Genomic DNA, 18,425 nt, shown 5'->3' on the forward strand with positions numbered 1-18,425 from the left:
CAGTCCGTGGGACTGATCGCGCGCAGCATCGAAGATGCCGGCATTAGCACGATCTGTATCGTTAGTCTCAAGCCGATTGCCGAACAGGTGCGTCCGCCGCGCACCTTGCATCTGGCATGGCCGTTTGGCCATCCGTTAGGCGAACCGGGGAACCGGGCGCAACAGGTGACCGTGTTGCATGCGGCGCTGCACAGTCTCTACTTCGCCGAGCCGGGAGAGATTTTAGAGCCGGCTTGGCGCTGGCGGCGCGAAACGTACACCTTCCCGACGGGGTGGGAGGTATGAAGAATTCCGTCTGGTATTTTTGCTCACCCCTTGCCAAACAGACGGTAATTCAACACCGGAAAGATCGCGTCGTGCGTTTCGATCTGCTCAAGGGTAAAGAGATCGGTCGCGCTCAACGATTCTTGGCGCGCCAGCGCAAATAACTGCTCGAATCGATCGAGGTGTCGTTGCCAACCCAATTCTTGCGGATCTTCCGCCCAATCACTCTGTTCAGCCAGCAATATTTCGCGCGCCGCTTGCGTCAGCACCCGCTCGCGAAATCCTTCGACTGCCGGATAGTGCGCGATCAAATCAACAAACCGTTGTTCGGCGTCGTGGAGCGCCTGCCAATAACGCTGCGCGCTGGCCGATTGCCAACGCGAGAGGGGATGCAGAAGCTGGAGGTCAGCCTGCAGCGAGACGGTCTCGCTCGTGCGTAAGCCGGCCAGTATCGTTCCCGGCTGCGTCAAACTGAGACGAGTATCAGTTGCGCAGCGGGTCAATACTGCTTGCAGCCATGTCGGTCCTTCAAACCAGCAGCTTCCCCACCAGCGGGCATCAATTGGCACCACGATCGTGGCGTCAGCCGGCAACTGATTCAACCGGTACAGCAGTTGCTCGACGAAATGGTTGGCGTGCTCTTGCGCGCGCCGTAGTGCATCATACGGATCGTATGGCTGGGGCGCATCAATGCCATTGGCCGTATAACCGGTTGGATCTGCAGCGTTCCGGTAGAGTGGATCACCCGGATAGCCTAATTCGGTAGACCAAATCTGGCAGGATAGGTCGCTCTCGACCCCAATCGCTGCCAGCCGGCGCGGGATGATCCAGCCGGGCAATTGGTCAGTGCGCGTGTAAGCCGGATCCACAATGACATAACGGAGATCCAAGTCGAGCGCGATCTGCTCGATCCCCGGCCGCCATGCGCAACCGGGCAGCCAGAGCCCTTCTGGTCGTTTGAGGTAGCGCGAGATGTAGAGCAAACCGTGCTCGAGTTGCGCTCGCACGAGGCTCTCCCGGCTTAGCAATGGTAAAATGGCGTGACTGGCCGGCACACAAAGCGGCGTAATCACCTCAGTGACAACTAATTCTTGCAGCCGTCCGGCCAGATTGCGTTGGTAGCGAGTACTAAATGTGCGCAGCGTTTGACGATCCCAATCAAGGTAAAACCGCGCGAGATACGCTCCGTGGCGATTGCCTTCCGCTTCAAAGCGAGCGAGTTCGGCTTGATGGTGGGCAATTTTATGTTCCAGCCACTGCTCAAAATGCTTGCTGACAACCCGGTCGCGCCACTGTTCTAGCGCAATTGGCGAGCAGGCCAAGGCGAGCGTGACCGGCAGATGGTAGCGCTGCGATTCACTGAGCAGATCAAGCAGGGGAATCAGCATCTGCGCGGTAAAAGCGTGCAGATGCTCTTCGCCGATAGGATGCCGCCCGGGATGGCGCACGTATGGGGTATGCACTTCAATCACAAACGCGACCGGCATCTTGCCCTCGCTTATTACATTTCCACCGGCTTTTGCAATCCATTATAGTACACAGGCGCTTACGGGTTCACCGGTGTCACTGGCACTGGCGTTGGCAGTGACGTGGCGGTTTCGGTCGGTGTAGCGATACTGGTTGTAGCTGGCGTTCCCTCTGGTGTGGGGGTGCCGGTCGGGGCGCCGGTGGTAGTCGGCGTTCCCTCTGGTGTGGGGGTGCCGGTCAGGGTGCCGGTGGTAGTCGGCGTCTCCTCTGGCGTGGGGGTGCCGGTCGGGGTACCGGTAGTAGCCGGCGTGCCCTCTGGGGTTGGGGTGCCGGTGGTAGTCGGTGTGCCCTCCGGGGTCGGGGTGCCGGTGGTAGTCGGTGTGCCCGTTAGGGTTGGCGATCCAGTGGGTGTTGCCGTCAACGGTGGCGTTTCGGTTGGCGTAGGCGATGGTGTCACCGTTGCAGTTGGCGGTGGTGGTGGCGCAGTTGGCGATGGCGTTGCCGTCGGTCTTGGCGGTGGCGGCGGTGGCGGCGGCGCAGTTGGCGACGGCGGAACCGGTGATGGGGTATCGGTGGGCAACGGTGTTTCGGTTGGCGTGGCCGTCGGCACGATCGTAAACGTTGCCGTAGCCGTTGGCAGGGGCGCGGCCAAGGTTGGCGATGGGCCGGATGGAACCGTCGGTGTGGGGCCGGCGTTGTCGCTGAAACTGCGCGCCACAAACACGATTAACGCGACGACGACCACCAGCAAAATACCACCGATAATAAAAAACGGCAGTTGATCGGCACGATCACTGAGTACCGCAATATTTCCTTGGCCTTGCGGAAGGGCCGGTGTATTCCGCCGGGCCGGGGGTTGCGCAGGCGGCACCGGTGGTGCGACCGGTGGCGGTTGGTTGTTTGGCGCGCTAGCTGGCGCTGCCGAGCGGTTCGGGATAGCGCTAGCCGGTCGTGCCGCTGGCCGGTTGGAGCCTGCCGGTGGGTATGAGCTAGGCGCTGGTCGTGGCGCCGGCGGCTCAGGAATAGCCCGTGGTTGAGCCGTAAATGCCGGCATCGTCGGCTCGGCTTGATTGAGGGCCGGTGGTACAACGAGCGCAGCCAGATCAGCAGCCGTGGCAGGAACAATCCCGTTCCGATCAGCAATGTCGCCGAGCGCCGCGATAAAGGCTGCCCCGGTTTGAAAGCGGCGTTCAGGGCGTTTGGCCAGCGCGCGGGCCAGTACTAAATCCAAATCGGTCGGCAAATTGGGGGCGATAGACGAGATCGGCGGCGGCGGTTGTTGGGCGTGGGCAACGATCAATTGCGGCGTTGGCCCGCTAAACGGCACCCGTCCGGCAATAATCTCGTAGGCCACCACGGCCAGCGAATAGAGATCGCTGCGCCCGTCAACCCGGCGGGCCTCAGCCTGTTCGGGTGAAATGTATTCCGGCGTTCCCATAAAGACGCCGGTGCGGGTCAGACGTTGATCATCGGCTTCGGGCGTTTGAGCAATGCCGAAATCGGTCAACACCACCCGGCCATTGCGATCAACCATGATGTTATGCGGCTTAATATCGCGATGGACGGCCCCGGCCTGATGGGCATAATCGAGGGCGGCGGCAATTGGTTCGAGCAGCGCAATCGCATAGCCAAGCCCAAGCACGCCGTGCCGTTCGAGAATGGTGTGCAAGGGCAAGCCGTCGATATACTCCATTGCGATGTAGTGCAGACCCTGATCCTCACCGATGTCGTATACCGTCACAATATTCGGATGGCGCAGATTAGCGGCGGTGCGCGCTTCACGCTCGAACCGCTTAATGAACTCTGCGTCCATGCTGAGTTGCGCAGCCAGCACTTTGAGGGCAACGATGCGCTGAAGTTGGGTGTCACGCGCCCGATACACGCGCGCCATCCCGCCACGGCCAAGCTCTTCGATCAACTCATATCGGCCGATACGCCGCCCGCCAACACTGCTCACCTGTGTCTCCGATCACCCATCAGTGCGATGCTGTGAACACAATGCCTGCCAAAGGCGAATATGCCATGGTATAATCAGCAAGGTCAAAGCGATTGTACCACATCGCATCCGCGCATTCAAAAGCATATTGTAGCTGGAGGCTGGTGAACGATGCAATCCGCTCCCGCCCCGCAATTGATTGTCAAACGTAGTAATGGCGACTATCGGGAAATCGTGTGGGATCGACCGGTTATTACCGTTGGCCGCGATGGTGCGAATGATATTATTATCGATCATCCGCTCGCTTCCCGGCGCCATGCGCGCTTTGAACAGACGGAAGAAGGGTTTTTCATTCGCGATCTTGAAAGTACGAACGGCACCTTCCTTAATCAAGAGCGCTTGATCGGTGCGCGCAGTCTGCATCACTCCGATCAAATCTTGATTGCCGATACCGTTATTATTTTTAACGACCCCGCCGCAACGATGAAAGGGACGCTTGACCCGGCGCTGTTGCGGGCAGTGCGGGTTGAGATCCGGGTTGATGAACCAACCAAGTCGGTGTACATTCGCGGTGAGTTGCTCACACCGCCGCTGACGGTAAAAGAGTTTCAATTGTTGGCCTTGCTCTACCGCCGGCAGGGTGAGGTGGTGAGTAAGGAAGAGATCGCTAATCAGGTGTGGGATTACGCCATCTTTGATTACAATGCGATTGATGCGCTTGTCTACCGGTTGCGCCAGCGGATCGAGCCCGATCCGTCACGACCGCGGTATTTGGTGACACAGCGCGGGTTTGGGTACAAGCTGATTGTGGCCCCCGACGCTGAGCCGGCGGGCTAGAGCGGATGATGCGGCGATGACAGGGATAACGTTAACTGCGCCGGGCCGGTTGCGCGGTGTGGTTCAGGTGCCGGGTGATAAATCGATTTCACATCGCGCGGTGTTGTTTAATGCTATCGCGACCGGCAGCGCGCATATTGCCAATTTTTTGCCCGGCGCTGATTGCCTTTCCACGGTGGCTTGCGTGCGGGGGTTGGGGGTAACGGTTGAACAGCTCGGTGAGCGCGAGCTGGTGGTGCATGGCGCTGGCTTGGGCGGGTTCCGCGAGCCGGCTGATGTGCTTGATTGCGGCAACTCTGGCACGACCTTGCGCCTGCTGGCCGGGTTGCTGGCCGGCCAACCGTTCTTTAGCGTGCTGACCGGCGATGCCTCGTTGCGTTCGCGCCCGCAACGCCGGATTGTCGTGCCGTTGCGGGCGATGGGGGCGCAGATCGATGGCCGCGCCGAGGGTGATCGGGCGCCGTTGGCGATTCGCGGCGGTGCGCTACGCGGCGGCCACTACGAGTTGCCGATTGCGTCGGCTCAAGTGAAATCGGCCCTCTTGCTGGCAGCGTTGAACGCCGATAATCCTATCACTCTGACCGGTCGGATCGACTCACGCGATCACACCGAGCGTATGCTGGCGGCGATGGGGCTTGACATGACCGTCACTGCCGAACAGATTACGTTGCGCCCGCCAACCGCAGCTACGGCTCCAGCGGCGCTCTCGCTGCGTGTGCCCGGCGATCCTTCCTCAGCCGCCTTTTGGTGGGTGGCGGCGGCGATCCATCCCGATGCCGAATTGGTTACTCCCGGCGTGTGTCTCAATCCGACCCGCACCGGTGCGCTCGATGTGTTGCGCGCGATGGGAGCCGCGATTGAGGTTGTCAACGAGCGCTTGGAAGGAAGCGAACCGGTTGGCGATGTGGTGGTGCGTTCGTCAACTCTGCGCGGTACTACCATCGCCGGTGAATTGATCCCGCGCTTGATCGACGAAATTCCAATCTTGGCGGTAGCTGCGGCCTGCGCCGATGGCGAGACGGTCATCCGCGATGCGCACGAATTACGTGCTAAAGAGACCGACCGCATCGCGACGGTTGCAGCCGGCTTGAGCGCGATGGGTGCGCTGGTCGAACCAACTGCCGATGGGATGGTCATTACTGGTCGGCCCGGCCAACTGCACGGCACAACTCTTGATAGCTATCACGATCACCGGCTGGCAATGGCATGGGCGATTGCGGCGCTGGTGGCGCGAGGCGAAACTACCATCTTAGAACCGGCAGCCGCCGCAGTAAGCTATCCCGGCTTCTGGCAGGCACTCGCTGCGGTGCAGGAGACAGTATGAGCGATGGCTTCACCTTTACGGTCGAGATCTTCACACCGACATTGCTTTGCACCGGCAGTTATACACTGCCCTTGTACCGCAGGGTGAGTGATGCTCTCAACAACCGAATGAGTCGCTTTGTGAACCTCCATGAGGTCAGTATTGCCCCGCTCTGGCGTCCACAACAGGCGCAGCGCGTGCCGCAAGCCTTGGTGGCATGGGGTGATGCGCTGCTTGTGGCGGTGTTAGCCGAGCCTGAACCGCCGCCGGATTATCGTGTTTCAGCGCCGCCGCGGGCTATGCAGTCGGTGATGTTTTTTACCAGCGAATTTGCAGTGCGGGCCGAGATGTATCGCCGGCCAGACGTTGAACTGGAAGAGATGTTGACGGAGTTGGCCGATGATTTCATTCCGCTCCGCAACGTGACGATCTTCCCGATCAATGGCGGTGCGCCGTTGCATCGCTCGTTTGTCTGTTTGGCGCAGCGCGCGATCCAAGCCCTCTACAGTGTGCGTAGTCCGGCGCAACCTGAACTGGCGCCGGAAGCGCCGGCGGCTGCGGTTGGACCGGCTTCCGATGGAACCACGCCCGAAGGTTGATAGTTGATAGACGAGGGAGATGATTACGATGAAGATATTGGTTACTGGTGGCGCCGGGTACATCGGGAGCATTACCAGCGCCGAGTTAGTGCGGGCCGGGCACGAGGTGATTGTCGTTGATAACCTCTATCAAGGACATCGCGCTGCTGTGCCGCCAGAGGCGATATTTGTTGAGACGGATTTAGCCGATCGCAATGCGCTGCGCGAGTTGTTCGCCGCTTACCCCGGCATTGACGGCATTATGCACTTCGCCTCGTACACGCTGGTCGGCGAGAGCATGGAAAAGCCGTTTCTCTATCTGCGCGATAATCTGGTGAATGTGGCAAATCTGCTCGAAGCCGCCATTGCCGCCGGCGTGCGCCGGTTTATCCTCTCGTCAACCGCGAATCTGTTTGACCAACCCGAACGCATTCCCATCGCCGAACACGAACGGATCGTGCCCGGTTCGCCCTACGGCGAGTCAAAATTTTTTATCGAGCGTATGTTGCATTGGATGCACCGGATCTATGGGATGCGCTACGCTTGTCTGCGCTACTTTAACGCTTGCGGCGATACGCCCGATCGCGGCGAAGATCACGACCCGGAAACGCATTTGATCCCGATCGTGTTGCAGGTGGCGTTGGGCCAACGTCCGCACGTTACGATTTTTGGCGACGATTACCCGACCCGCGATGGCACCTGCGTGCGTGACTACATCCATGTGCTTGATCTGGCCAGTGCTCACATTCTGGCGATGGAGTCGCTCGACCGCTTGGGTGAACGTCGTTACAACCTTGGCAATGGCCAAGGCTTTACCGTACGGGAAGTGATCGAGACAGCGCGCAAAGTGACCGGCCATCTGATCCCGGCAGTGGTGGGGCCGCGCCGGCCCGGTGATCCGGCAGTGCTGGTCGCCTCGTCCGAAACAATCCGCGCCGAATTGGGCTGGCAGCCGCGCTACCCTGATCTTGAGTCGATTATTGCCTCGGCTTGGGAATGGCATCGCACTCATCCACACGGCTATGACGACTAATATCTCTTCGTCACCTAGCCTGCCGCGGATCTTCGGCCAATACGAGATTGAACAGCGGATTGGACGCGGTGAGTCAAGCCGCGTTTTTCTCGCTCATCATCGCTATATCCGCGAGCATAAAGTTGCCCTGAAGGTATTGCTAAGCCAAGAGGCGGCGCGGATTCAACGCTTTGAACAAGAGGCGAGCATTGCCGCTCGCCTCCGTCATCCCCATATTTCACGTTTGATCGACTACGGCGTGCAAAATCCGTTTCACTACGCGGTGTTTGAATATATCCACGGCAGCTCATTGCGTGATCTGCCCAAGTTGTCATCACCAACGAAAGCAAACACGCTGCCAAAGGGTTCCTATTTGCCATTGCCGCCTGAACTGGCGTTGCGCTATTTTCAGCAGATCGCGGCTGCCCTTGATTATGCCCATCATCTTGATATTGTCCATCGTGATTTGGCGCCGGGTAATATCTTGATCGATCCGGCTGCCGAGAAGGCGTACTTGATCGACTTTGGGATTGCTCGCGATCCTGACCAATCGTTGACCTCGACCGGCATGATTATGGGTACACCCGGTTTTATCGCGCCAGAGTGTATGCGCGAGGCGCAAAAAGCGACCCATTTGTCCGATATCTTCAGTTTGGGTGTGGTGCTGTTTTATATGCTGACCGGTGAGGAGCCATGGGTTGAAAAGCCAAAACCGGGGGATAGCTGGCTGGAGTTGCCACGAGTTCGTTCATTAGCTGAAGCGGGGCAGAAGCTGCCAGAAGACGTGGATCGGATTATTCGCACCCTGTTGGCGTGGGAACCGCACCATCGCTATGCGAGCGCCAGCGCTGCGGCTGCCGATCTCGAAACGGTACTCGCTCCCTATTTGTCGCAAACACAGGTTGTCCCGACGGCATCGGCCAATACTGCGCAACCGGCAAGCCAACCCAAACCGCTCACCCTCATCGAACCCAACGAGGTTGAGCGCGCGTTGACCGGCGCCGTGTTTCACGAACCGATCGAGCGCGCACAGCAGCGCGCGCGTATGCTCAATGCCAATAATATCAGCCAGTTGCTTGACCAATGGGCTCAAGAGCGTCCGTTCCGGCTGCCGCTGCTTGGCCGGTTGGCCCGCTTGCACAACGTCCGGCACTATAACGTCTTCTTTTTCCATCTGCAATTACTGATCGAACAGCGCCGTGACGCCGGGATGGAGGAAGAACCTGACACGCAACAGAAAGAATTACCGCCTCGTCGTGAAGTGGAGCGTTGGCAGATCGAGTTACCGCCGCCCAAGGAGTTTCAAGAACAGATGGGTAGCCGGTTGGTTGTGCCCGGTTCCGAACAAGTGGTCAATTGTCCGGCTTGTAAAGGGCAAGGCGTGATCATGTGCTCGATGTGCAAGGGAACGCGGCGCGTGACAGTGACTGAACAGCCCGAATCAACAGCCGCCAGACAGCCAGCCGGCTCATCAGTCAGCCCTGCCGAACAGCCAACCGGCTCACCAGCCAGCCCTGCTGGACAGTCAGCCGGCTCGACGGGTGGCGCTGGCGTATCGCCGGCGGTAGCGCGCCAACGGGTCATTGCTTGCCCGCAATGCAATGGTCGCGGTTCGATCCCGTGCAAGCGCTGTGCCAGTTTTGGCCGCATCGTGCAGCGCAAGTTGATCGAGTGGTCGCGCCGGGTAGTGCGTGACGAGGCTCAGAACGATCTGCCGGATGTTGATGAGACATGGTTGCGCCGTACATGCAAAGCTGAATTGGTGTATAAACACCGGGTGGTTGGGCAAATTCCGCCCGAATGGCTCCAAATCACCGAAGTGAAAGCGATGATTGATCGCCAGCGGCAGGCGCTCGATAACGATAGCCGCATTGTGATGGCGGAACTGCAAATCCATTTTATCCCGCTGACCGAGATCGAATTCGATCTTGGCCGGCAAGAGCAATCCTACCGGTTGGCAATCTATGGATTCGAGAATCTGATTCCCCCTGATTGGCGCCTGTTGCACTGGGAGCGGATTCTTTTTTCTGCCGGTATCGGTGTGTTGTCGCTCTTTCTGATGATCAGTTTGGTCTTTCTGACTCTGTGAAGATGCGCGTTGAAGTTGCAACGCCGTTAGATTGCACGGCGTTGCGGTTGATGATGAGAGCAACGGGAACCCGCTCATTGGAGAATATGCTATGCAAACCGCGCAGTTGGCGTCGGCGTTGTTGAATGAAGCGCGCAAGACACTGGTTGGGCAAGAGGAACCTTTGACGTTGCTCCTGACGGCATTGCTCAGCGGTGGGCATGTCTTGCTCGAAGGCCCTCCCGGTACGGCGAAGACGCTGATGGCTAAGACGCTGGCCCAGATGATCCAAGCCGATTTTCGCCGCATTCAGTTTACCCCTGACTTGATGCCATCTGATATCGTGGGTACGCAAGTCTTCGATCTGAGCAGCAGCCAGTTTCGTCTGCGGCAAGGGCCGATCTTCACCCAAGTGTTGCTTGGCGATGAGATTAACCGCGCGCCGGCCAAGACCCAGAGCGCGTTGCTGGAGGCGATGGAGGAGCGGCAGGTGACGATTGAAGGCCAGCGCTTGCCGTTGCCGGAGCCGTTTTTTGTGATTGCGACCCAAAACCCGATTGAGTTCGAGGGAACCTACCCCTTGCCCGAAGCCCAGCTTGACCGCTTTCTGTTCAAGGTCGTGATTGATTATGCTCCGCGCGAGGTTGAGACCGAGGTCTTGCGGCGCTATCACCTCGGCTTTGACGCACACCAGTTAGCTGCTGCCGGCTTGCGCCCCATCGTGACCCCTGAGGCGCTGGCTGCCTGCCGGGCCGAGATTACGCAGGTTCAGGTCGAGCAGGGGATTCTCGATTACATTGTCTCGATTGTGCAAGTGACGCGCACGAGCCCTGAATTGTTGGTCGGCGCGTCGCTGCGGGCCGGTGTGGCGATGTTGCTGGCGGCGAAGACGCTGGCGGCCATTCACGATCGTGGCTATGTAACACCTGATGAGGTGAAGATGTTGGCCCGCCCGGTGTTGCGCCACCGGATTATCCTGCGGCCAGAAGCCGAGATTGAAGGTCTCAATGCCGATATGGCGATCGGGCGTATCCTTAATCGGGTGGAAGTGCCGCGGTAAGGCGCTCTGGCAAGACATAACTCGATGTTGCTGATGGGTGGTTGGCATACAGGGTCGCTGTATGCTAACCACCCACAATCATCTCTCACGAATATGCGCGTAGCGAGCCGGTTCATGAAAAAATAAGAAAACAGTGGCAAAATGATAAAAGGGAATAACCGCTGTGCAATGAGACAACGCCTGAGCATCGTCTGCATTGTGCGTTTCACCACCGCAACGAGGGAATATGCTGATCCGTAGTTCAATCCGCTGGATTGTGCGCCATCCGTGGCAGATGTTGCTCTGTATTGTGGGGGTGGCATTAGGGGTGGCAGTCGTAGTGGCGATTGATCTGGCCAATGCCAGCGCGCGCCGCGCGTTCCAATTGGCTGGCGATACCGTGGCCGGCCAATCAACCCATCAGATCATTGGCGGCCCATCCGGCCTGCCTGAAACGGTTTACCCCGAACTTCGGCGGCGTTTTCCAGCCTTGGCCACGGCGCCGATTGTCGAAGGGTACGTGCTTGCCCCCTCTCTCGGCCCCGGTGTCTACCAGTTGTTTGGGATTGATCCGTTTGCCGAAGCGCCCTTTCGGCCCTATCTGGCCGGCGGCGGCGCTGTCGATGTGGCTGCGTTGTTAGTTGAACCGGGAGCGGCGCTGCTGGCGCGTGCCAATGCTGAACGGGTCGGTTTGCAGCTCGGTGATTCGTTGCCGATCCAGATTGGTCCGCGCGCCGCTACTGTGAAGGTGGTGGGAGTGCTGGAACCGGCTGATGACCTCAGCCGGCGCGCGCTGGCTGGGATGATTGCTGTTGATATCGCCAGCGCGCAAGAGTTGCTGGATAGTGTCGGACGGTTAAGCCGGATCGACCTGATCGTGCCGGAGTCGTTTGATCTGGCGGCGCTGGCGCCGCTGTTGCCTCTCGGCGCGACGGTGCAACCGGTGGCGGCCCGCGCCGGCGCATTGCAGCAGATGACGGCTGCTTTCGAGCTGAACCTGACTGCGCTCAGTCTCTTGGCGCTGATTGTTGGCATGTTCCTCATCTATAACACGATGACGTTCAGCGTCGTGCAGCGGCGCACCCTGTGGGGGACGTTGCGCTGCGTCGGGGTGAGTCGCGGCCAATTAGCCGGTTTGGTCTTGGTCGAAGCGTTGTTGATCAGTGTCCTAGGCGTGGCCGGCGGGTTGGCGTTGGGTGTGGTGTTGGGGCGCGGCTTGGTCGGCTTAGTGACGCAGACGATCAACGATCTCTATTTTGTGGTCACGGTGCGCGATCTGAGCATTGAGCCGGCGGTGTTGCTGAAAGGTGCAGTACTGGGGGTGGCAGTAACTCTGCTAGCGGCGTTGGCTCCGGCGCTGGAAGCGATGTATACCCCGCCACGCACTGTCTTGCGCCGTTCGAGCATCGAAGAGCGGGTGCGGCGGGCAACGCCGCGCTTGGCCGGTGCTGGCGTTGGCTTGCTTGCGATCGGCGGTGTCCTGCTGGCAATCCCGGCGCCTGCCGGCGCTGCCGGTCTCTATGTCGCCTTCGGCGGTTTGTTTGCGGTGGTGATTGGTGCGGCCTTGCTCACCCCGCTGGCGCTTGTGGCGCTAATGTCGCTGTTACGTCCAGCGTTGGGCCGGGTGTTGGGGTTGCTGGGCCGGATGGCGGCGCGCGATGTAGTGGCGAGCCTCTCGCGCACCGCGGTGGCCGTCGCTGCCTTGATGGTTGCGGTGTCGGTAACGATTGGCGTTGGCATTATGATCGGCAGCTTCCGCCAAACGGTGATCAGTTGGCTTGAGCAAAGTCTCGTCGCTGATATCTACCTCTCGCCGCCAAGCAATGTCGCTAACCGGATCGATACGACGCTTGATCCGGCCTTGCTGGCGGCCTTAGCAGCGCTGCCGGGAGTTGAGTCGATCACGACCTTCCGCAGTGTCCAGATCGATTTACCCACCGGGCCAACAACGTTGGTGGCGGTGGATGGCGCGACCGAACAGGGCCGGCGCGCGTTGCGCTTCCAACAAGGTGGTGATGCGGCAACGTGGGCCGGGTGGGAAAACGGCGCAGTCTTGATCTCAGAGCCGCTCGCCTTCCGCACCGGGTTAGGGGTGGGTGACACCTTAACGGTGCGTACCGATCGCGGCTTGCGTGATCTGCCGATCGCCGGCGTCTATTACGATTATGCCTCTGATCGAGGCGTGGTCCGGATCAACGCCGCTGCATATCGCGCCTTGTGGGACGATCCGGCGATTTCGTCGCTGGCGATTTATGTTCGCGATGGTTACGATGTTGACGCAGTGATCGAACAGGTGCGGGCCACGAGCGCCGCCTACGGGATGGTGCTGGTCAATTCGAGCCGGGCCTTGCGTGAAGGGACGTTAGCGGTCTTTGATCGTACCTTTGCCATCACCTCGGTGCTGCAATTGCTGGCGACCATTGTCGCCTTTATCGGCATCTTGAGCGCCTTGATGGCATTGCAACTTGAACGCACCCGTGAATTGGGTGTCTTGCGCGCAAACGGCTTAACACCCGGCCAATTGTGGGGCGCAGTGCTGGGTCAAACCGGTCTGATGGGGTTGGCGTCCGGGTTGCTGGCCGCGCCGTTGGGGCTGGCGCTGGCGCTCGTGCTGACGTATGTCATCAATAAGCGCTCGTTTGGCTGGACGCTGGAACTCGCCGTTGATCCGGCATTGTTTGGGCAGGCGTTGGCAGTTGCGATCGGGGCAGCCTTGCTGGCCGGTATGTGGCCGGCGCTCCGCATGAGCCGGATCAGTCCGGCAGTGGCGTTGCGTGATGAGTAGCGGATTGCGTCTTGTTATGGAGTGCGGTAGTCACACTGCCGCACTCCACGTTTCAAGAGCAGACATATTCGACTATTGGTATAGATATGGTGAATATGGTACGATACTGCTATCATCCGTGTCGAGTGAGGAGTTGAATATGAGCGATCTGCGAGCAGCTTTTGAACGAGCAGCGAAAGAGGTGCAGGAGTTGCCGCGCCGTCCCGATAACGAGACATTATTGCAATTGTATGCACTCTACAAGCAGGCAACAGTTGGCGATGTACAGGGATCACGGCCCGGCGTGTTGGATATGACCGGGCGGCTCAAGTATGATGCGTGGGCTAAACTAAAAGGTCTCTCGGCCACCGATGCGATGAATCGCTACATTGAATTGGTTGAGCGGCTCAAGCAAACGATCAAGTAGACGACAATCCGCAAGAAAGCAATAAACCGGTGAACGCCATTGTTCACCGGTCTTGTTTCGTTGCCAGCGCCTTGAGCGACGTGGCGTTTACCGTCTAATAGCGGCGGCCAAAATTGCCCCGGGGTGCGCTGCGCGGCTTGTCTTCAGCCTCATTCACGCGCAGATTGCGCCCGCCAACCTCAAGGCCGTCGGTCGCCCGGATGACGGCGGCGACGTTATTGGTCTCGATCTCAACAAACCCGAAGCCGCGCGAGCGACCGGTATCGCGGTCGTTAATCACACGCGCGCTCTGCACCTCGCCGTGCGGCTCGAAGATCGCACCTAGCTCAGCATCACCGACACTCCACGGCAAATTCCCGACGAACAGTTTCACTAACATTGCACACTCCACAGAGACTTGGTTTGGCAGACACGTTCGTGGCATACCAAAAACCGGCTATCACAGACCTCTCGTACAGCCGCCGCCGATAGATGCATCGGGCGTTCGCTCCGGCGATCGACAACGTTCCTGCTTCGAGCGATGAAGCACTGCCGATCGACCTAAAGCTTGAGAGTTCTCTGATGCCGGTCTCGCAGCACACGACGTTGATTGACTTCTCTACTATACCATACTTTTCCAGAATTGCAAGATGACAGCTTCGATCAGTCGTGGGAACGATCCATTTTCGCCGAAACAAGGCTACGATGCATGGTGTTGAAGCGCAAGATGTAGACAGCAGGATAAGCTATGACCACGGCGTCAGAAGCGATGCTGGCCCGCTATGCCCGGCGTAATTTCTGGTTGAATGTACTCGATGGCAGCGCCTTCACCTTTGGCATCAGCCTTGTGTCTCGGTTTACCGTCTTGCCGCTAATCGTCGAGCGGTTGACCGATGCGCGCTGGGTGCAGGGACTGATCCCGGCGATCTTTTTTGCCGGCTGGTTATTGCCGGGATTGTTTACCGCACCGTTGGTGGCAGCGCAGCCGCGGCGCAAGCCGTGGGTATTGCTGGCGACAATCGGTGAGCGTCTGCCCTTTTTGGCGATGGGCATCATTCTGCTCACGTTGCCCGATTTGCCGGCGAGCGGATTGCTGGTGATTGTGCTAACACTGTACGCCATCTTCGCCACCAGCGCCGGTCTCACGTCCATTGCGTGGCAAGATCTGATTGCGCGGGTCATTCCGGGTCATCGTTGGGGGGTCTTCTTTGGCTTGCAGGCTGGCTTAGGCGGTCTGCTTGGCATCGGCGGCGGCGCGCTGGCAGCAGCGATCTTGGCCCAACAACCCTTCCCGCAAAGCGCTGGCATCCTCGCCTTGATTTGCTTTGCGGCAATGGTGGTCTCATACCTCTTTCTGGCCCTGACGGTCGAGCCGGCTCAAGCTCCCGCGCCGGCTCGACCGTTTCATGTCTTTTTGCGCGGCTTGGGGCCGCTCTTGCGGCGCGATGTCGCGTTCCGGCGCTACCTGTTTTGCCGGATGGCGATTGCGCTCGGCTTGACCGGCCATAGTTTCTTAACGGCGGCTGCGCTTGAGCGGTTTCAGGTGCCGGTGGTTGAGATCGGTCTGTTTACCAGCGTGATGCTGGCTGTGCAGGCAATAGGCAATATTGGCTTAGGGACGCTGGCCGATCGGTGGGGCCACAAACAGGTGTTGGTGTTGTCGGCAGGGATGGGGATGGCGGCGCTGGTGTTAGCTCTCATCGCCCCGGCAAGCGTATGGTTTTACCTCGTCTTTGCCTTAGTCGGTGCGTCACAAGCTGGCTACCAACTCTCTGGCTTCACCCTTGTCTTTGCCTTTAGCCCGCCAGCCGAACGCACCACCTACATTGGCGTCGCTAATCTGGCCTTGGCCCCAGTAGCGGCGTTAGGGCCGGTGGTGGTAGGGCTTGTAGCAACGGTGACCGGTTATGGCGTGATCTTTGCCCTGCTCGCACTGGTAGGCGTGATTGGTATGGGGTTGCTGCATTGGCACGTGACAGCGCCGGCTCGTGCCGAGCAAGCGCCGGCAGCGTGATAGCCTGCCATTCCCCGCCTCATTTGTCATTGCGAGCTGCCGGCAGGCGGCGAAGCAATTCCCCGCGAGTACGGGAGGATCCGCTCAGGTATGGGTTGTCGCTGAAGCGGGGGATTGCTTCGGGCGCTGCGCGCCCTCGCAATGACATTGAGGGGCGGACAGCAAGGCACCCGGCCCTAGCACCCCTCTCCTGCGTTAGTGGGAGAGGGGCCGGGGGTGAGGGTAAACTGGCATCACAATGCCATCAACTACATCTGCGTTCATCGGTTCTCTCTGCCGATCCCGCGCAATGACGGGCGAGGGCAGTGCCTCGCACCGTTATCCCCTCACACACCGCTAACAAACGACATCGCGTTACGCGGCGGTTGCGGCACTGCGACCGGCAATGCCGGCCCGCAATAACACAGCCGATCGTCGCGCCAGTCAGCTAACCCGATTTCGGTCAACCACGCCGTAACGGTAGCTGCCCGGCGCTGCGCCGTTGATTCGGCTAAGGGGGCGAGCTGTTGGAGAATGCGCGCAACATCATGGCGGGTCAGACCTTGGGGGGTGTCACGGAGGGCGGCAATCACCGAGCGGGTTGGCTCGTACCGTAAGAGTTGCCGGCGGAGGGCAGCGCGCTGGTCGGCGCGGTTGTAGCGCGTGAAAGCAAGCCCGAACTTGGTCAGTTGCGCCGCCTCGGTCTGCTCGCTCATCTCGATCAAGCCAATGATCCGCGCTGCCTGCATGTAGTAGAGGCCTTGACGCTGACCCTTGGCGCCGATGTATTCTCCGATCTCCTCTGCCGTTACTCGCCCACGCGCAATCGCTTCCGCAACGCGCGCCACATCCCAAAGCATATCGGCCTGTGGAATGTCTGCTGTGGTCAGCATCGCAGCACCTCCTCTTCCTTGCACGTATCCGCTCGTACTTATGTCTTTACCATACCATACTCGAACGTTTGTGTCAATAGGGAAATTCGCGCACATGTTCACATCTTAGCGCGCGCACTGTTGTGCCTTTTGCAGGTATGATACAGATGGAGTTAGCAATGCATGTTGGAGGTGTTCATTCATGACCGATGATATTCCGCTCACTTCTACGCACGAGGTGGCGATTGTTGGCGCTGGCCCAATTGGCCTCGAATTGGCCGCCTGTCTCAAGCAGGCCGGCGTAGATTACATCCAGTTCGATGCGCGCCAGATTGGCTATACGATGACGTGGTGGCCGCGCAATACCAGTTTCTTCAGCACGACCGAGCGGCTGGCGATTGCCGGCGTGCCCATTCCTAATAACCATCAGCAGCGGATCACCGGCGAAGAGTATTTGGCGTATCTGCGCTCGGTGGTTGAGCTGTTCGATCTACGAGTGCAGAGCTACGAGCCGGTCAGCGCATTACACTGTGAGAGCGAAGGTTTCACGCTCATCACCCAGCCGCTCAGCGGGCCGCGCCGCTATGCCGCGCGCCGGGTGGTGCTGGCAATTGGCGATATGCACTTCCCCCATCGCCTCAATATCCCCGGTGAGGATTTGCCGCACGTCAGTCACTATTTTCGCGATCCCCACGACTATTTCCGCCGCCGGTTGCTGATCGTCGGTGGCAAGAATTCGGCGGTCGAAGCGGCGTTGCGTTGCTGGCGGGCCGGTGCGCAGGTGACGTTGTCGTACCGGCGGGCCCAGCTCGATTCCAATCGGGTGAAGCACTGGCTGTTGCCCGATTTTGCTGCCCAAGTCGAGGCCGGTACGATCTGCTTTCTGCCCCAGACGATGCCAATCGCGATCGATGCCGGGGGGGTAACGCTGGCTCGCACCGATGCCGATGGCCAGCCAACGACCAAGCAGTTTTACTACCCGACCGATTTTGTTTTGCTGGCGACCGGCTTTCGCGGCGATCAGAGCCTGCTCGAACAGGCTGGCGTGATGTTGCAAGGGCCAAACCGGGTCCCGATCTACGATCCGGCAACGATGGAGACGAATGTGCCCGGTTTGTATCTGGCCGGTACAGTGGCCGCTGGTATTCAGCAACGCTATACGCTCTTTATCGAGAATTGTCACGAGCACGCCGGCAAAATCACCCAAGCGCTCACCGGGCGGTGGCCGGCGCGGTTGGGTGATGTGGCCGCGCGTACCTATCAGCTCAGTTTCGAGCAGATTGCTGCAAATTAGTATAGGGAGGAGAGAAGGTGGCCTACACGCCTTCCTTCCTCCTTCTTGCCAGAACTGGCGAGGTTGCAGTATAGTAATGGACGCGCGGGGCTGTAGCTCAATGGATAGAGCACCGACCTTCTAAGTCGATGGTTGCGCGTTCGAGTCGCGCCAGCCCTGCCACTGCCTTGGGTGCAATGACTCCCTCGATTTGTGCGACCCCTCTTCTAAACGTTGGGTGAGTGTAGCTAGCAATTGCTCGATGCCCTCGATCCGTTGGTTGATCTGGGCTAGCTCGGCTTGGGTGCGATCGGCTGTATCTTCCTCGGCAAAAATGCGGCAACGTTGGCGGTGAGCAGCCCAAAGAGCGAGATGCCGGCAATCATCAAAACGACGGTCACGCCGCGACCGAGTGCAATGACCGGATAGGTTTCGCCGTAGCCGACGGTCGTAATGGAGGTTAAGGCCCACCACACGGCATCAGCGAAGGTGGTAATGGAGCCGTCGGAGCCTTGCTCGGCTACCACCATCAGCGTTGCTCCAACCAGCACGAGGGCCAGACTGGTGACGCCAATGAAAGCCGGCATACGCTGGCGCAATACACGGCGCGATT

General features: G+C 59.3%; 16 protein-coding genes and 1 tRNA gene. 12 read left to right on the forward strand and 5 right to left on the reverse strand.

The window, feature by feature from the left end; translation table 11 throughout:
* Positions 1-6 precede the first annotated feature (6 nt).
* Entirely contained in the window at positions 7-285 is a 279-nt protein-coding gene (locus U9R61_RS04625; RefSeq protein WP_322487650.1) for a hypothetical protein, read from the forward strand.
* Between the two features lie 23 nt (positions 286-308).
* Here U9R61_RS04625 and U9R61_RS04630 read toward each other — a convergent pair whose 3' ends face one another.
* Together U9R61_RS04630 and U9R61_RS04635 are read right to left on the reverse strand one after the other, a co-directional pair.
* Complete coding sequence (locus U9R61_RS04630) at positions 309-1,751, reverse strand: 1,4-alpha-glucan branching protein domain-containing protein (protein ID WP_322487651.1); 1,443 nt, start codon at positions 1,749-1,751, stop codon at positions 309-311.
* 59 nt (positions 1,752-1,810) lie between these two features.
* Positions 1,811-3,688 (reverse strand): serine/threonine-protein kinase, encoded by a 1,878-nt coding sequence (locus U9R61_RS04635; protein ID WP_322487652.1) that lies wholly within the window; start codon positions 3,686-3,688, stop codon positions 1,811-1,813.
* A gap of 150 nt (positions 3,689-3,838) precedes the next feature.
* On the opposite strand from U9R61_RS04635, the gene U9R61_RS04640 reads away from it, so the two are divergent.
* The 8 genes from U9R61_RS04640 to U9R61_RS04675 all read left to right on the forward strand — a co-directional run bounded on the left by U9R61_RS04640 (position 3,839) and on the right by U9R61_RS04675 (position 13,695).
* A complete protein-coding gene (locus tag U9R61_RS04640; RefSeq protein ID WP_322487653.1) occupies positions 3,839-4,504 on the forward strand; it encodes a winged helix-turn-helix domain-containing protein in 666 nt (221 codons plus the stop codon).
* Positions 4,505-4,520: 16 nt separating this feature from the next.
* Positions 4,521-5,828, forward strand: coding sequence for a 3-phosphoshikimate 1-carboxyvinyltransferase (gene aroA / locus U9R61_RS04645; protein WP_322487654.1), 1,308 nt, complete (start codon positions 4,521-4,523; stop codon positions 5,826-5,828).
* Positions 5,825-6,406: a hypothetical protein gene (locus U9R61_RS04650; protein ID WP_322487655.1), complete on the forward strand. Its 582-nt coding sequence runs from the start codon at positions 5,825-5,827 to the stop codon at positions 6,404-6,406. The genes aroA and U9R61_RS04650 overlap by 4 nt, the downstream gene beginning before the upstream one ends.
* 28 nt (positions 6,407-6,434) lie before the next feature.
* Positions 6,435-7,418, forward strand: coding sequence for a UDP-glucose 4-epimerase GalE (galE, locus tag U9R61_RS04655; RefSeq protein WP_322487656.1), 984 nt, complete (start codon positions 6,435-6,437; stop codon positions 7,416-7,418).
* A complete protein-coding gene (locus U9R61_RS04660; RefSeq protein WP_322487657.1) occupies positions 7,408-9,486 on the forward strand; it encodes a protein kinase domain-containing protein in 2,079 nt (692 codons plus the stop codon). Before galE ends, U9R61_RS04660 begins: the two co-directional genes overlap by 11 nt.
* 91 nt (positions 9,487-9,577) lie before the next feature.
* Positions 9,578-10,525 (forward strand): MoxR family ATPase, encoded by a 948-nt coding sequence (locus tag U9R61_RS04665; RefSeq protein ID WP_322487658.1) that lies wholly within the window; start codon positions 9,578-9,580, stop codon positions 10,523-10,525.
* Positions 10,526-10,751: 226 nt separating this feature from the next.
* Entirely contained in the window at positions 10,752-13,289 is a 2,538-nt protein-coding gene (locus tag U9R61_RS04670; RefSeq protein ID WP_322487659.1) for an FtsX-like permease family protein, read from the forward strand.
* Between the two features lie 139 nt (positions 13,290-13,428).
* Positions 13,429-13,695: an acyl-CoA-binding protein gene (locus tag U9R61_RS04675; protein ID WP_066789726.1), complete on the forward strand. Its 267-nt coding sequence runs from the start codon at positions 13,429-13,431 to the stop codon at positions 13,693-13,695.
* A 94-nt stretch (positions 13,696-13,789) separates the two neighbouring features.
* Here the strand turns inward: U9R61_RS04675 and U9R61_RS04680 are convergent, their stop codons facing one another.
* The gene (locus tag U9R61_RS04680) at positions 13,790-14,074 is read right to left on the reverse strand and encodes an RNA recognition motif domain-containing protein (RefSeq protein ID WP_066789728.1); all 285 of its coding nucleotides are present in this window, start codon (positions 14,072-14,074) and stop codon (positions 13,790-13,792) included.
* 348 nt (positions 14,075-14,422) lie between these two features.
* Between U9R61_RS04680 and U9R61_RS04685 the strand changes: the two genes are divergently transcribed.
* Complete coding sequence (locus U9R61_RS04685) at positions 14,423-15,688, forward strand: MFS transporter (RefSeq protein WP_322487660.1); 1,266 nt, start codon at positions 14,423-14,425, stop codon at positions 15,686-15,688.
* A 326-nt stretch (positions 15,689-16,014) separates the two neighbouring features.
* On the opposite strand, the gene U9R61_RS04690 is transcribed toward U9R61_RS04685, so the two are convergent.
* Positions 16,015-16,560 carry an AAA-associated domain-containing protein gene (locus tag U9R61_RS04690; RefSeq protein ID WP_322487661.1) on the reverse strand — a complete coding sequence of 182 codons (546 nt, stop codon included), beginning with the start codon at positions 16,558-16,560 and terminating at the stop codon, positions 16,015-16,017.
* A 181-nt stretch (positions 16,561-16,741) separates the two neighbouring features.
* Here U9R61_RS04690 and U9R61_RS04695 point away from each other — a divergent pair, with 181 nt between their 5' ends.
* Together U9R61_RS04695 and U9R61_RS04700 are read left to right on the forward strand one after the other, a co-directional pair.
* Positions 16,742-17,833 (forward strand): NAD(P)-binding domain-containing protein, encoded by a 1,092-nt coding sequence (locus U9R61_RS04695; protein ID WP_322487662.1) that lies wholly within the window; start codon positions 16,742-16,744, stop codon positions 17,831-17,833.
* An 86-nt stretch (positions 17,834-17,919) separates the two neighbouring features.
* A tRNA-Arg gene (locus U9R61_RS04700) sits at positions 17,920-17,995 on the forward strand.
* Positions 17,996-18,102: 107 nt separating this feature from the next.
* Here the strand turns inward: U9R61_RS04700 and U9R61_RS04705 are convergent.
* A complete protein-coding gene (locus U9R61_RS04705) occupies positions 18,103-18,399 on the reverse strand; it encodes a potassium channel family protein (RefSeq protein ID WP_322487663.1) in 297 nt (98 codons plus the stop codon).
* Positions 18,400-18,425: the final 26 nt, after the last annotated feature.

The organism is Chloroflexus sp. (assembly GCF_034431535.1).
In the GTDB taxonomy this organism is placed as follows: Bacteria; Chloroflexota; Chloroflexia; order Chloroflexales; family Chloroflexaceae; genus Chloroflexus.